The 14,830-nt window shown below is 32.3% G+C and carries 10 protein-coding genes; 9 read left to right on the forward strand and 1 reads right to left on the reverse strand.

Annotation, left to right across the window (positions count from 1 at the left end):
* Window positions 1-55: 55 nt before the first annotated feature.
* Window positions 56-541, reverse strand: coding sequence for a hypothetical protein (locus AXE80_RS00440; RefSeq protein WP_068823958.1), 486 nt, complete (start codon window positions 539-541; stop codon window positions 56-58).
* Between the two features lie 113 nt (window positions 542-654).
* Between AXE80_RS00440 and AXE80_RS00445 the strand changes: the two genes are divergently transcribed.
* The 9 genes from AXE80_RS00445 (at window position 655) to AXE80_RS00485 (ending at window position 14,695) form a co-directional block, all read left to right on the forward strand.
* Complete coding sequence (locus AXE80_RS00445) at window positions 655-2,694, forward strand: YgiQ family radical SAM protein (protein ID WP_068823959.1); 2,040 nt, start codon at window positions 655-657, stop codon at window positions 2,692-2,694.
* 245 nt (window positions 2,695-2,939) lie between these two features.
* Window positions 2,940-4,382 (forward strand): sulfatase, encoded by a 1,443-nt coding sequence (locus tag AXE80_RS00450; protein WP_068823960.1) that lies wholly within the window; start codon window positions 2,940-2,942, stop codon window positions 4,380-4,382.
* Between the two features lie 107 nt (window positions 4,383-4,489).
* On the forward strand, window positions 4,490-6,103 hold the full coding sequence (locus AXE80_RS00455) for a mechanosensitive ion channel family protein (RefSeq protein ID WP_068828556.1): 1,614 nt from the start codon (window positions 4,490-4,492) through the stop codon (window positions 6,101-6,103).
* Window positions 6,104-6,441: 338 nt separating this feature from the next.
* On the forward strand, window positions 6,442-9,153 hold the full coding sequence (locus AXE80_RS00460; protein ID WP_083194423.1) for a sulfatase-like hydrolase/transferase: 2,712 nt from the start codon (window positions 6,442-6,444) through the stop codon (window positions 9,151-9,153).
* Between the two features lie 316 nt (window positions 9,154-9,469).
* Window positions 9,470-10,084 carry a GNAT family N-acetyltransferase gene (locus AXE80_RS00465; protein WP_068823962.1) on the forward strand — a complete coding sequence of 205 codons (615 nt, stop codon included), beginning with the start codon at window positions 9,470-9,472 and terminating at the stop codon, window positions 10,082-10,084.
* Window positions 10,085-10,342: 258 nt separating this feature from the next.
* Window positions 10,343-11,539 carry an argininosuccinate synthase gene (argG, locus tag AXE80_RS00470; protein ID WP_068823963.1) on the forward strand — a complete coding sequence of 399 codons (1,197 nt, stop codon included), beginning with the start codon at window positions 10,343-10,345 and terminating at the stop codon, window positions 11,537-11,539.
* Window positions 11,540-11,643: 104 nt separating this feature from the next.
* Window positions 11,644-12,621, forward strand: a complete 978-nt coding sequence (argC, locus tag AXE80_RS00475; RefSeq protein WP_068823964.1) for an N-acetyl-gamma-glutamyl-phosphate reductase — start codon at window positions 11,644-11,646, stop codon at window positions 12,619-12,621.
* Between the two features lie 89 nt (window positions 12,622-12,710).
* Window positions 12,711-13,838 (forward strand): aspartate aminotransferase family protein, encoded by a 1,128-nt coding sequence (locus AXE80_RS00480; RefSeq protein ID WP_068823965.1) that lies wholly within the window; start codon window positions 12,711-12,713, stop codon window positions 13,836-13,838.
* Window positions 13,839-13,957: 119 nt separating this feature from the next.
* Window positions 13,958-14,695 (forward strand): DUF6250 domain-containing protein, encoded by a 738-nt coding sequence (locus AXE80_RS00485; protein WP_068823966.1) that lies wholly within the window; start codon window positions 13,958-13,960, stop codon window positions 14,693-14,695.
* Window positions 14,696-14,830: the final 135 nt, after the last annotated feature.

Here is a 14,830-nt window from a genome sequence, read left to right on the forward strand (position 1 = left end):
AAAAGGAGAATAAAAAAGCGATGTTTAAAACATCGCTTTTTTTTATTTTAGAAAATTATGCTGCTGGTTTTTCACGTTTGTGATCTCTTTTTCCTTTAGAATCACCTCTCTTTTTTTCTGAACGTTTTTTCATCATTTCACCTCTTCTGTGGTGTTGTTTGGTTTGCATTTCTTTCCAACTAACATATTGTTCTTTGTTTAAAATGCTTTTCATTTTGTTTTGTAAAGCTTTTTGCTCTTCTAAATGAGCCATAGCTGTTTTAAACTTTTCTTCGTTAGAAATTTCTTTTCTTTCAGGTCTTTCTCCTTTTTTACGATCTTTAAATTCAGCCATTTTAGCTTCTATTTTTTTTACTTTATCTGCAACAATAGGAGTTATTTTAGCTTCTTGTTTTTCGGTTAAATCTAACGCTACACTCATTTTTTTAACCATCAACTGTGTTTTTTGTTCAGCAGTAAATGATTCTTTTTTAGGTTTGTTTTTTTGTGCAAAAGCACCAACAAATACAAATGTTGCAATCAGTAAGCTTATTTTTTTCATGATATTAAATTTTAAGGATTATGTATATAAGATGGAATAAAATAAAAAAGGTTTAATGATGAATCTTACATAAGAGATATTGTTATTCCTTTTAATCAATGTATCTTTGCAAAATGGAACAAGAGTTAAGACTATCAAGCTGGTTACCAACTACTAAGAAAGAATGTAAGATTAGAGGTTGGGATGAATTAGATGTAATTCTATTTAGTGGAGATGCCTATGTGGATCATCCATCATTTGGGCCTGCAGTAATTGGCCGTTTGTTAGAGAGTTACGGATTAAGAGTTGCTATTGTTCCACAACCAAGTGTAACAGATAATTTACAAGATTTTGAAAAGCTTGGAAAACCAAGATTATTCTTTGGAGTAACATCTGGAGTAATGGATTCTATGGTGAGTAATTATACTGCTAGCAAACGTAGACGTGATAAAGATGCGTATACCCCAAATGGTGATAAAGGTTTACGTCCCGATTATGCCACTACCGTTTATAGTAAAATATTAAAAGAAAAGTTTCCAGATACTCCTGTGCTAATTGGAGGTATTGAAGCTTCGTTAAGACGTGTAACGCATTACGATTATTGGTCTGATGCTTTAAAGCCAAGTATTTTGGCAGAGTCTGGAGCTGATATTTTGGTATACGGAATGGGAGAACAACCTCTAAAAGAGATTGTAACTTTAATGCAAAAAGGAGTTCCATTTTCATCATTAAGAACGGTTAAACAAACTGCTTATTTACAGCCTAAAAATGAACCTATCCAAAAAAATAAAAATTGGGTAGATAAAAGATTAAGTTCTCATGAAGATTGTTTGGCTGATAAAAAAACATTTGCAGCCAATTTTAAAGTTGTAGAGCAAGAGTCTAATAAAACTTATGGAGGTAGAATTTTACAAGATATAGGTGATGAGGTTTTGGTGATTAATCCACCTTATCCAACTATGTTGGAAAAAGAAATAGATGCTTCTTTTGATTTGCCTTATACTCGTTTACCACATCCTAAATACAACAAAAGAGGGCCTATTCCTGCTTTTGAAATGATTAAATTTTCTATCAATACACATCGTGGTTGTTTTGGTGGATGTAGTTTTTGTACCATTTCTGCACATCAAGGAAAGTTTATTGCTAGTAGAAGTAAAGAATCTATTTTAAAAGAGGTAGATCAAGTAGCAAACATGCCAGATTTTAAAGGGTATTTGTCTGATATTGGTGGGCCATCTGCCAACATGTATCAAATGAAAGGAAAGGTTCAAGAAATTTGTGATAAATGTGTTGCTCCTTCTTGTATCAATCCAGTGATTTGTTCAAACTTAGATACTTCTCATGCTCCGTTAACGGATATTTATCAATCGGTTGATAAGCATCCAAAAATTAAAAAATCATTTATCGGTTCTGGTATTCGTTACGATATGTTAGTGCCGGATTTTAATAAAAATGCAGATCCAAAAGAGTTAGAAGATTATACCGAAGAGGTAATTACCAATCACGTTTCTGGACGTTTAAAAGTAGCACCAGAGCATACTTCGGATAAGGTTTTAAAATTGATGCGTAAACCATCATTTTCTAATTTTCACGATTTTAAAAAGATTTTTGATAAAATCAATTTAAGAAAGAAATTAAACCTACAATTAATTCCTTATTTCATTTCTAGTCACCCACAATCTGATTTAGAGGATATGGCAAACATGGCTGCCGAAACTAAAGATATGGGGTTTCAGTTAGAGCAAGTACAAGGTTTTACACCAACACCTATGACAGTAGCTACGGTTATTTATTATAGTGGGTATCATCCTTATACCTTAGAAAAAATGGATACGCCTAAAACAGCTAAAGAAAAAGAAGAACAACACCGATTCTTTTTCTGGTATAAAAAAGAAAATCAGGCTTGGATTAGAAATTCGTTAACCAAAATCGGTCGTCAAGATTTAATTAGAAGATTGTTGCCTGATGGAAAGTTTAAAAACCCTTCTAAAAACTTTAAAGCAAAAAATACTTTTGATGATACAGTTGATGTTCCAAAAGGAATCATCAATAAAAAATCTAAACCTACAAGAGGAAAAAGAAATCAAGATGGTTTTGTAAGTGTGTTAGATAGAGATAAAAAAGAAGAGAGATTTTCGGAGAGAAAAAGAAAACCGAAAAGAAGAAAAAGATAATTTAAAAAGGCCTTACATAAAAAATGTAAGGTTTTTTTGTTTTAGGAATTAAACCTTTTGACTTGATGAGTGTCTTAGCTATTAGTTACAGATATATTAGTTAAGTTTTGTTTGCTGTAATCAGTATTTAGTTAGTTTAAGAACTCCTAATTTAGCGTTAGGAGTTTTTTAGTTTAAAAAAACTACATAAATATGTCTGTAGATTCGTATTTTTGAAATAACTGTTTAATATAAAATAATTTAAGATGAAACAAATTACCCTAGTTTGTCTTTTGTTTGCAGCAATTACTTTTGCTAATACTAAAGATAACAAACGCCCTAACATTATCTTTTTTTTAGTTGATGATTTAGGTTACATGGATTTAGGATGCTATGGATCTAACTTTTATGAAACACCAAACATTGATAAGTTAGCTAACGAAGGAATCCGATTTACTAATGGTTACGAGGCAGCTCCAAGATGTGTGTCTTCAAGAAAGTCTATCATGGCAGGTCAATATCCTTTTAGACCTGAATTACAAAATTTAACTGCAGAGCATGTTACTTTAGCAGAGGCTTTACACGAAAATGGTTACGGAACTTTCTTTACTGGAAAATGGCATTTGGCTCATAATGAAGCTGAGATGCCAGAAAACCAAGGTTTTGATGTAAATGTTGGTGGTTGCCACTATGGTTCGCCTCCAACTTATTGGTATCCATATGGTAAAGGAAATAAAAAACCAGTACCAGGTTTAGAGGGTGGAAAAGAAGGAGAGTATTTAACGGATAGGTTGACTGATGAAACAATTAAGTATATGGCCTCTCAGGTTAAAAACAATCCAAATCAGCCATTTTTAGCATATGTATCTCATTATGGAGTTCATACTCCGTTAGAGGGAAAACCAGAATATGTAAAAAAGTACAGAGCTAAATTAAAAACCATGGAGTTTTCAGGTCCTGCTTTTAAAAATGAATTAACAGGAGTGACTAAATTACATCAAGATAATGCAGTATATGCAGCTATGATTCAGAGTATAGATGATAGTTTAGGTAAATTAAGAGCTTCTTTAGAAACTTTAGGAATTGCTGATAATACTATCATCATATTAACTTCAGATAATGGAGGGTTGTCTACTACAGAAATTGGTTCTAAAAGAGCTATGGCAACCTCAAACAAACCATTAAAAACCGGAAAAGGTTGGTTGTATGAAGGTGGAATTAGATTGCCTTTAATTGTTTATGGACCAGATTTTAAAGGAAACAGAGTTGAAGATACACCTGTTGTTGGAGTAGATTACTATCCTACTTTATTAAACATGGCAAAAGCTCCTTTAAAACCAGAACAACATAAAGATGGAGTATCTTTTTATCCGCTTTTAGAATGTAAATCATTTAAAAGAGCCCCAATTATTTGGGATTATGATTTTGCTAAAATAGGTACAGGAAACCCAAGTATGGCTGCCGTAAGAGATGGTGATTTTAAATTGGTAGAGTTAAAACATACTAAAACATATGAGCTATATAATGTAAAGAAAGATGTTGGTGAAAATGATGATTTAAGTGCTCAGTACCCTGATAAGGTAAAAGAAATGAAAAAAATGTTATTTGATTTTAGAACCAGTATTGGAATTAGTCAAGAAGTAACAAATAAAAAATTTCAAGCTACTAACAAGAGGTTGTACAAAAAAATGAAGGAATCAAAACAATAAGTTAAAAGTGATATTGTTAAAAAAAGCTGAATAGAATTTCTATTCAGCTTTTTTATTTGAGAGAGTTTCAAATCCGTATTTTTGAGGTAAAATTGAAAACACCTACCATGAGAAAAATATACTTCTTATTCTGTTTAATTTCTTTAAATCTGTTTGCTCAAACTACAGATGAAGTAAAAGTAGATTTGTCTAATCCGTATAAAACCATTTATACGCATTTACATTTTTTACAACCCGAAAGCTATGATGAGGCAAAAGCAGCTAGAACTATTTATGGTAAATCGCCAGAAAAATCTATAGAAATTGCATTAAAAATAAAGCAGGTTTTAGATGGAAAAGGGTTAAAGGTAAATTTTAAAGAGGTGCCTTTAAATGCAAAATATAAAGATACTGTTTCAGATGGAGAGATTAAAAGTCAGTATGTTTTGTTTCCAGATAGGATTCCAGAAATCTATTTGGGAAAAGTTGATGGAAAATGGTATTATAGTGAAGAAACCAACGAAAAAATATTCGCTTTATATCATAATGTTTTTCCTGTAGGAACAGATTTTATCAAAAGTATAGTTCCTGGCTTTGGGCACATAGAATTATTAGGAATTGAATTGTGGCAATATTTAGGGGTGATTATTTTTGTTTTAATTGGTGTGTTCTTAAGTTGGATTATCAATAAAATTATTTTCCGCTTTTTAAAAGCCTTAGAATCTTCTTTCATGAGGTTTAGTCACAATTCTTTAAGTAAAACTTTAGATAAATTATCAAGGCCATCAGCTTTATTAATTGTGTTCTATTTGGTAGAAATTTATATTCCTACACTACAATTTCAAATTGATATAAACTCTTTTCTTATCAAAGGTTTAGAAATAGGTCAAATCGTACTGTGGATTTATGTGTTTTTAGAAATCGTAAGTGTTATTATAGAGGTTTTTGTATCATATACTTCTAGAACAGAAAGTAAGTTAGACGATCAATTAGCGCCTATTTTAAGCAGATTGTTAAAAGTTTTGGTGGTGTTGCTAGGAGTTTTAAAAATGTTAACTGTTTTTGGGGTAAATACCACAACAGTAATTGCAGGGGCTTCTATTGGAGGTTTGGCAGTGGCTTTGGCTTCGCAAGACACAGTAAAGAACCTGATAGGGACTTTTATGATTTTCTTAGACAAACCTTTCCAAATTGGAGATTGGATAGAAGGTGGAGGTGTTGAAGGAACAGTAGAAGAAGTGGGGTTTAGGTCTACAAGAATTAGAGCTGTAGATACTTCTGTTTATTCAATCCCAAATAGTAAGTTGTCAGAAATTGTTATTAATAATAAAGGGTTAAGACAGTATAGAAGGTATCAAACCAAGTTGGGGATTAGATATGATACTCCACCAGAATTAATAGAGGCTTTTGTTTTGGGAGTTAGAAAAATTATAGAAATTCATCCTGAAACACTAACAAGATCATATAATGTTGAGTTTACTGGTTTTGGAGATTCGTCTTTAGAAATTTTGGTAAACACCTATTTCCTTTCTTTGGAGTGGGGGGTTGAACAATCTTCAAAACATAAACTTCATATGGCTATTTTAAATTTAGCAGCTGAGCTAGGCGTAGATTTTGCATTCCCTTCTCAAACTGTAATGATTGAAGAGTTTCCAGAAAAGAAAAATATGAATATGACTTATAATATTGAATCTAGTAGAATTGATGATATTATAAAAAGTATTGATAAAAAATTTAAATAACATCTAATTTGTTAAGTATAATTTAATTTTTAATAAAAAATATATTTATATTTGAGGATATTGAAATATATATAAATAATGTTTTGTTGAACTTATTGTTTCATAATTATTGATTTAATTATATTCATGTTGATTATTTCTTCGCTGTCAAGCTGGTTACTTGACAGCGTTTTTTTTTGACTTTAAGGAAGTAAAAAAGAATAGAGAAATCATAAATCATCACCTTTAAAGTAGTAAAAAACCTACGTTTGGTTAATTGTTAAACCTATTGCGTTGTATTGTAGACCTAGGTAATAGCGGTTTGTAATTAAATTTGTGATGCTAATCTAAATTAAATTATGAGACTTATATTTCTTTTTCTATGTAGTATGTTTTATGTGTCAGCTTCGGCACAACAGCAACAGCCTAACATTATTTTCTTTATTATAGATGATTTTGGGTATTCAGATTCAGGTTGTTATGGGTCTACCTACTACGAAACTCCAGCAATTGATCAATTAGCTGCAGATGGAATTCGTTTTACCAATGCTTATGAAGCTGCACCTAGATGTGTAGAGTCAAGAAAATCTATCATGTCAGGGCAGTATGCTTATAGGCCAGAGTTAGATCAATTAACTGCAAGTCATTATACTTGGGCAGAAGCCTTGAATGATAATGGTTATGCTTCCTTCTTTACAGGAAAATGGCACTTGGCACACCAAGCAGATGAAATGCCAGAAGCACAAGGGTTTGATACCAATATTGCAGGTGGTGAATTTGGAGCGCCTCCAACGTATTGGTTTCCATATGAAACTCAATCAGAAGGGCAATTACCGCATATTGGTACCACAAGATTTGATGGTACAAATGATACTGATACTCCTAGAAGTGGTGATGATGAAGAGTACTTAACAGATAGACTTACTTTGGAAACGAATAAGTGGATTGGAGATCATGTTGCTGCAAATCCTACACAGCCTTTTGTGGCAATGGTTTCTCACTACGGTGTACACACCCCAATTGAAGGAAAAGCAGCATACGAATCAAAATATGCAGATAAGAATGCGGTGAATAATTACCCTGTAGATGCTTCTGTAAATGAGTTAACAGGAAAAACAAAGCTGTATCAAGATAATGTAACTTATGCTTCTATGATTCAGAGTATTGATGAAAGCTTACGAGATATTAGAGCTAAATTAGTCGACTTAGGGATAGATGATAATACTGTAATTATTTTGACTTCGGATAACGGAGGTGTTTCAACCGTGCCAATTACTAGTAATAGAGAAATGGTAACCTCTAATAAGCCTTTAAAAACAGGTAAAGGATGGTTGTATGAAGGAGGAATTCGTTTGCCATTAATCGTTTATGGTCCAAGTTTTAGACATGGTGCCGTTGAAGATACGCCGGTTGTAGGTACAGATTATTATCCAACAATGTTAGAAATAGCAGGAGTTTCTTTGATTCCTTCTCAACATAAAGATGGTATAAGTTTTAAGGACGCTCTTGAAAATACTGGTTATGAAAGATCTGAAGCGATTGTTTGGAATTATGATTTTGCTAAAGTGGGAACAGGAAATCCATCTATGGCAGCTGTAAGACAAGGTCAGTATAAGTTGGTTGAGTTAAAGTACAACTGGCAATATGAATTATATGATGTAGTTGCGGATCCAGGAGAAACAAATGATATAAGTGCTGATAACGCTGCTAAAGTTGCTGAGTTAAAAAAGATTTTATTTGATAAGCGTAGTGAGGTTGGAGCTTCTCATACTGTAACCAATACAAGTTTTATAGAAACACAACAAACTCTTTATGAAGAAATGAATGCAGAAACAGGTTCTGATATTCAGCCTGGAGAATTATGTGCTGCTCCTGTAAATGGTTCAATAGTTCGTAATGGAGATTTTGAGTGTAGGTTTGATATTGATTGGTCTTTAACGTATACAAACTCAGCTGTTGCAAAGTTAGCTGATGGATCTTCAGAGTCAAGAAATAGTAGTAGTGGAGCTGCTAAAGTGGAAGTGACTACTGCAGGTAGTTTAGGACACGTAAGAATTGAAAATACTTTATTTGAAGGGAATTTAAATGGGAAAACAATCACTGTGTCAACTTATGCAAAATCTCCTGATGCAGCAAAATTAAAGTTTCAATTAAAAGTTCAAGAGTCTAGTGGTTCTGCTAAAACTTATACAGGAAACACCAAATTTGATGTGACATCAACTTATGCTAAATACGAAGAAACATTTACTTTAGATGAAGTAGATACAGATAATGTTGTGTTGAGAATTCAATGTGGAGAAGTACAGGGAGTATTGTATTTAGATGATGTGGTTGGTACTTATCCAGTTAGTGTAACATCACCAGGTACAGAAGTGGTTGTGAACCCAGGATTTGAGTCTGGTTATAATGTAGATTGGTCTTTAGGTACTTCTGGTTCAGCTGTAGCTTCATTGAGTAGTGAGACAAGTGATGTACAAGCAGGTTCAGTGGCAGCAAAGGTTGTTGTAACTACTGCAGAAGCAACTTATGGTAAGGTTGCATTGTCAAACACTAATTATACAGGTACTATTGATGGTGATAAGTTAACCATAGGGTGTTATGCAAAATCAGCGGATGCTGGAGCAGATTTTGGGTTTAAAGTTAAAACAAATCTTGGAGCTACTACTTCATCTACCTTTTCTTTAACGTCCACTTATCAATATTTTGAACATGAATTTACGATTGATTCTGGAGTTACTGAAATTGAGGTACAAGCTATTTGTGGAAAAAATGTAGGAACTTATTTGTTTGATTCTTTTACTTCAAGTTTAACGAGTTCGAACTTAAGTTTTGAAAGTGAAGTTAGAGAGACTTTACAAATTTCTCCAATTCCAGCGAGAGATTATATCAATATTAATTCTCCATATAAACTTTCTGAGGTAAGTATTTATAATGTTTCAGGAAGTAAGGTTTATACAGCAAGTAATGATAACAATAGGATAAACGTATCTAAGTTGTCTAGTGGTTTTTATTTGATGAAATTAACGTTTGAAAATGGCGTTAAACTCACAGAAAAAATAGTAATTGAGTAGTGAGAATGCATAGCTAAAAAGAAGGGTTCGTTTTTAAATTTAAAAATGAACCCTTCTTTTTTTAGAATACCTTAAATAATTTTCATCAATTTAATTTATAATTGTACTTTTGCCACCTATTTTTTTATTTTAAATCATGCAGTTAGCAGGTGAATTATTATTTTCTTCTTATTTTGTAGATATGTTTATCTACAAGACTGTTGTTGTATGTTTTCGTAGGCGACGATGTAGGGAGTAGTCACTTTAAAAAGTGCTATTCACAATTTTAGACAACATCAGAAAATATGAAAACAACTTATAAATTATATCAACAACAATGAAAATTGTAACTGCTAACAAATCACACTTTAAATACGCCGACATTATCTGCGATACTATTGAAACTTCTGCAAGAGTAAGAGGTACAGGTATTGCTAAACGTACGCCGGAGTATATCAAGAAAAAATTAGAAAGTGGTGATGCAGTAATTGCTTTAGACGGAGTAAAGTTTGCAGGTTTTTGTTATATAGAAACTTGGGAAAATAAATCTTACGTAGTGCATTCTGGTTTAATTGTACATCCTGATTATAGAAATCAAGGATTGGCAAAACAAATCAAAACAAAAGTATTTAATCACTCTAAAGAAAAGTATCCTGATGCTAAAATTTTTGGAATTACAACCGGATTGGCTGTAATGAAGATTAATTATGAGTTAGGATATAAGCCTGTTACTTTTTCAGAGCTAACTAGAGATGAAGCTTTTTGGAATGGATGTAAATCTTGTAAAAACTTCGATATTTTAGAACGTAACGAACGCAAAATGTGTTTGTGTACAGGTATGTTGCACGATCCTAAAGAAGTGGAACGTAAAAAAGCAACTAAAGAACCTAGTTGGGAGTTTAAAGCAAAGCTGGCTAAATTGAAAGATAAATTCTTTCGCAAAAAGAGCTAGAGATTGTTAAAAAAATCTAATTCGGTTCCGAATTAGTGTTTTCATCTGTTAATTTTTAATGTTTCATTCACATTCCGTATTTTTGCGGACTGAAATTGTTAGTTTATAAAGTTGAAGGTTAAAAAGTTAAAATTTTGATCTAAAATTCAACTTTAGAATGAAGCAAATAAATAGAAATTAAGTTTTAGAAAAGTTTAAAAAGAGAAGTAAAAACCTTACGAACTTTTAACTTTAAAACTTTACAAACTAAATAATATCATGGATAAAGTAGTATTGGCATATAGTGGAGGTTTAGATACTTCGTATTGTGTAAAATATTTAATCAACGAATTAAAGCTAGAAGTACATTCAGTTTTGGTTAACACTGGTGGTTTTACCAAAGAAGAATTGGCTGCCGTTGAGAAAAAAGCTTATGAAATGGGAGTAACTTCTCATGAAAACAAAGATATTTTAGAAAAATACTACGACAAAGCCATTAAGTATATGGTGTATGGAAACGTATTAAAAAACAATACTTATCCATTGTCTGTATCTGCAGAGCGTGTTTTTCAATCTATTGAGGTAGTGAAATATGCAAAATCTGTTGGAGCAAAATACATTGCGCATGGTTCTACTGGAGCAGGAAACGACCAAGTTCGTTTTGATATGATTTTCCAAACCATAGCACCAGAAATTGAAATCATCACTCCAATTCGTGATTTAAAATTATCTCGTCAAACAGAAATAGATTATTTAAAATCTCACGGAGTAGATATGAACTGGGAAAAATCTAAATATTCTATCAATAAAGGAATTTGGGGAACATCAGTAGGTGGAGTAGAAACGTTAAAGTCTCAAAAAGCATTGCCAAGCGAAGCATACCCAAGTCAATTAAAAAGAGAAGATGAAGAAGAGGTAACCTTAACTTTTGATAAAGGTCAGTTAGTGGCTTTTAATGGAGTGAAAGATACACCGGTAAACAATATTTTAAAGTTAGAAGAAATTGCTTCTGCTTTTGCCATTGGTAGAGATATTCACGTTGGAGATACTATTGTGGGAATTAAAGGACGTGTTGGTTTTGAAGCTGCTGCTGCAACCGTAATTATCAAAGCACACCATTTGTTAGAAAAACACACGTTGTCTAAAGCACAACAAATTACCAAAGAAGGATTAGGAACTACATACGGAACCTTGTTTCACGATGGTCAGTACTTAGAGCCTTTAATGCGTAACATAGAAAAGTTTTTAGAAGATTCTCAAAAAACAGTAAGTGGAGATGTATATGTAACATTACGTCCTTATCATTTTATCGTAACAGGAATAGACTCTAAATACGATTTAATGGCTTCTGGATTTGCAGATTACGGAGAAGAAAACAATGCTTGGTCTAGTCAAGATGCCAAAGGATTTATAAAAATATACGGAATGCAAAACAAAATCTTTTACCACGTAAATAAAGATTTGTTAGAGGCATAAAAATTAGTTTGTCAAGTTGCAAGTTCTTAAAGTTTAAAAGTTATCTAAATCAAGATAAACAACTTTTTAACCTGTAACTTTATAACTTTATAAACTAAATTAAAATGATAAAAGCAGGAATAGTAGGAGGAGCAGGATATACAGCAGGAGAATTAATTAGGTTGATTATGAATCATCCTGAGTTGACTTTAGATTTTGTATACAGTACTTCTAATGCCGGAAACAAATTATACAAAGTACATGCAGACTTGTTAGGAGATACCGAGCAAGATTTTACAGATACTATTAACCCAGAGGTTGATGTGTTGTTTTTGTGCTTAGGACATGGAAATTCTACTACTTTTTTACAAAACAATACGTTTTCTGACAACACTAAAATCATCGATTTGAGTAACGATTTTCGTTTAAATGCCGATATGGTTTTTGAAGGAAAAGAGTTTGTGTACGGATTGCCAGAAGTTAGAAGAGAGGAAATTAAAAAAGCAAAATACATTGCCAATCCTGGTTGTTTTGCTACTTGTATTCAGTTTGCTTTGTTGCCTTTAGCAAAAGCTAAAAAATTAGGGAACGATATTCACATCAACGCAACTACAGGAGCAACAGGAGCAGGAGTTTCGCCAAGTGCTACTTCTCATTTTCCTTGGAGAGATAATAATTTTTCTGTGTACAAACCTTTTACACACCAACATTTAGGTGAAATAGGAGAAACGTTAGAAGGATTGCAAGAAGGGAAAACAGGAGAATTGTTTTTTATTCCAAACAGAGGAAATTTTAGTCGTGGTATTTTTGCCTCTATCTATACTAAGTTCGATGGAACTTTAGAAGAAGCTAAAAAAATATATACAGATTATTATGCAGAGGCACCTTTTGTACACATTACGGATGCACCTGTAAATATGAAACAAGTAGTAAATACCAACAAATGTGCTATTTCTATTATCAAGCACGGAGATCAAATTTTAATTTACTCTGCTATTGATAATTTACTAAAAGGAGCTTCAGGACAAGCCATTCAGAACATGAATTTAATGTTTGGTTTTGAAGAAACTTTAGGATTGAATTTAAAAGGAAGTGCATTTTAGCCACATTGTGGCGTTAATAAGGTCATCGAGCGGAGTCGAGATGATAAACTGCCAATAGTCAAAAACTAAAGGCTAAAAGCTAAATCAAAATGAAATTATTTGACGTTTACCCATTATACAACGTAACTCCTGTAAAAGCACAAGGAGCTTATGTTTGGGACAATAAAGGAGATAAATATTTAGACTTATACGGAGGTCACGGTGTGATTTCTATTGGTCACACACATCCAACTTACAAAGCAGCTTTAGAAAATCAGTTGAGTAATATTGGTTTTTATTCTAATGCTATTCAAAATCCTTTACAGCAAGAGTTGGCTGATAAATTAGGGGAATTGTCTGGTTGTGGAGAAGACTATGCTTTGTTTTTATGTTCTAGTGGAGCAGAAGCCAATGAAAATGCAATTAAAGTAGCATCGTTCTACAATCAAAAATCTAGAGTAATTGCTTTTAAAAACGGATTCCACGGACGTACTTCTGGAGCCGTTTCTATTACAGACAATCCAAAAATTATTGCTCCAATCAACGCACACAATCCGGTTACTATTTTGCCGTTGAATGATATTGAGTTGGTAAAAGCAGAGATTGCCAAAGGAGATGTTTCATCGGTAATTGTAGAACCTATTCAGGGAGTAGGAGGATTAGACATGCCAACCACGGAGTTTTTACAAGCAGTAAGAAAAATTACGCAAGAGAACAATGTATGTCTTATTCTAGATGAAGTTCAATCTGGTTACGGACGTTCTGGTAAATTCTTTGCACACCAACACCATGGAGTAAAGGCAGATATCATTCCAATGGCAAAAGGAATGGGGAATGGTTTTCCTATTGGGGGTGTGTTAATTGCCAATCATATTGAGCCTTGGTACGGAATGTTAGGAACTACTTTTGGAGGTTCTCACTTGGCTTGTGCTGCGGGTATTGCTGTGTTAGATGTAATGAAGCAAGAAAACATAATGCAAAATGTTGCAGATGTAAATGCATATTTCCAAGAACAAGTAAAAGATCTTCCAGGTTTAAAGCAAGTAAAAGGACAAGGATTAATGCTTGGATTGGAATTTAATTATGAAGTAGGAGAACTGCGAAAGAAATTAATTTACGACTATAAAATATTTACAGGAGGTGCTAACAACAAAAACTTGTTGCGTATTTTACCACCTTTAAATGTAACCAAAGCAGATATTGATGTGTTTGTAGAAGCATTAAAAGAATTGTTGTAAACAATTCTCAATTTTAAAATTTAAAAGTCACATGTTTAACAATGTGACTTTTTTTATGAGTATAAATTATCAGATAATATCTTTATGTAAAGGATATAAATCAATTAAAATTAATCAATATGAAAAAGTATGCCGCTAAGTTTTTAATATTCTTAAGTATGCTGAGTTTATCAGCACAAGAAAAAAAAGTAGTGATAAACGATACGTTAACTGTAAAAGCTTCTTTGTTATATAGTGATGATTTTAGTGGTGATATTTCTAAATGGATACCTCAGTTTGAAAAAGATAGTAGTTATGTTGATTTAAAAGATGGAAAATTAGAAATTAATTCTAAAAGAGGCTGTACTGTGTGGTATGATCAGAATTTAGAAGCTCCCTTAATGATTGAATATGATGCGGTGATGGTTGATAAAGGAGTTAAATACGATAGAGTGTCTGATTTAAATTGTTTTTGGATGGCTTCAGATCCTGAAAATCCAGATGATTTTTATGTAAATATCATAAATCAAAAAGGAGGATTGGGAGATTATAATTATTTAAAATTGTACTATGTAGGTTTTGGTGGGCGAAATAATTCTACCACAAGATTAAGAAGATATCCTGGAGACGGTACTAGACCAATGTTGCCGGAACATGATTTACAAGAGCCAAAATATTTAATACAAGGAGGTAATGTGGTCAATCATATCAAAATTATTAACTATAAAGGTATTGTGCAATATTACCGAAATAATCAATTGATTTTTAACTTTAAAGATAGTGAACCTCTTACTTCAGGTTATTTTGGAATAAGAACAACGATTAATCATATGACAGTCGATAATTTTAAGGTGTATGATTTAGAGGTAATTGATTAAAAAAATAATACAGGTTCTTTTTAAAAAAGGATATAATAATTTAAGGGATTTTATATATAACATCTAAACAATTAATAGGTTTATTATTAATTGTTTAGATGTTGCTGTTTATGGATGTGAAATATAGATGAAATC

The organism is Wenyingzhuangia fucanilytica, from assembly GCF_001697185.1.
In the GTDB taxonomy this organism is placed as follows: domain Bacteria; phylum Bacteroidota; class Bacteroidia; order Flavobacteriales; family Flavobacteriaceae; genus Wenyingzhuangia; species Wenyingzhuangia fucanilytica.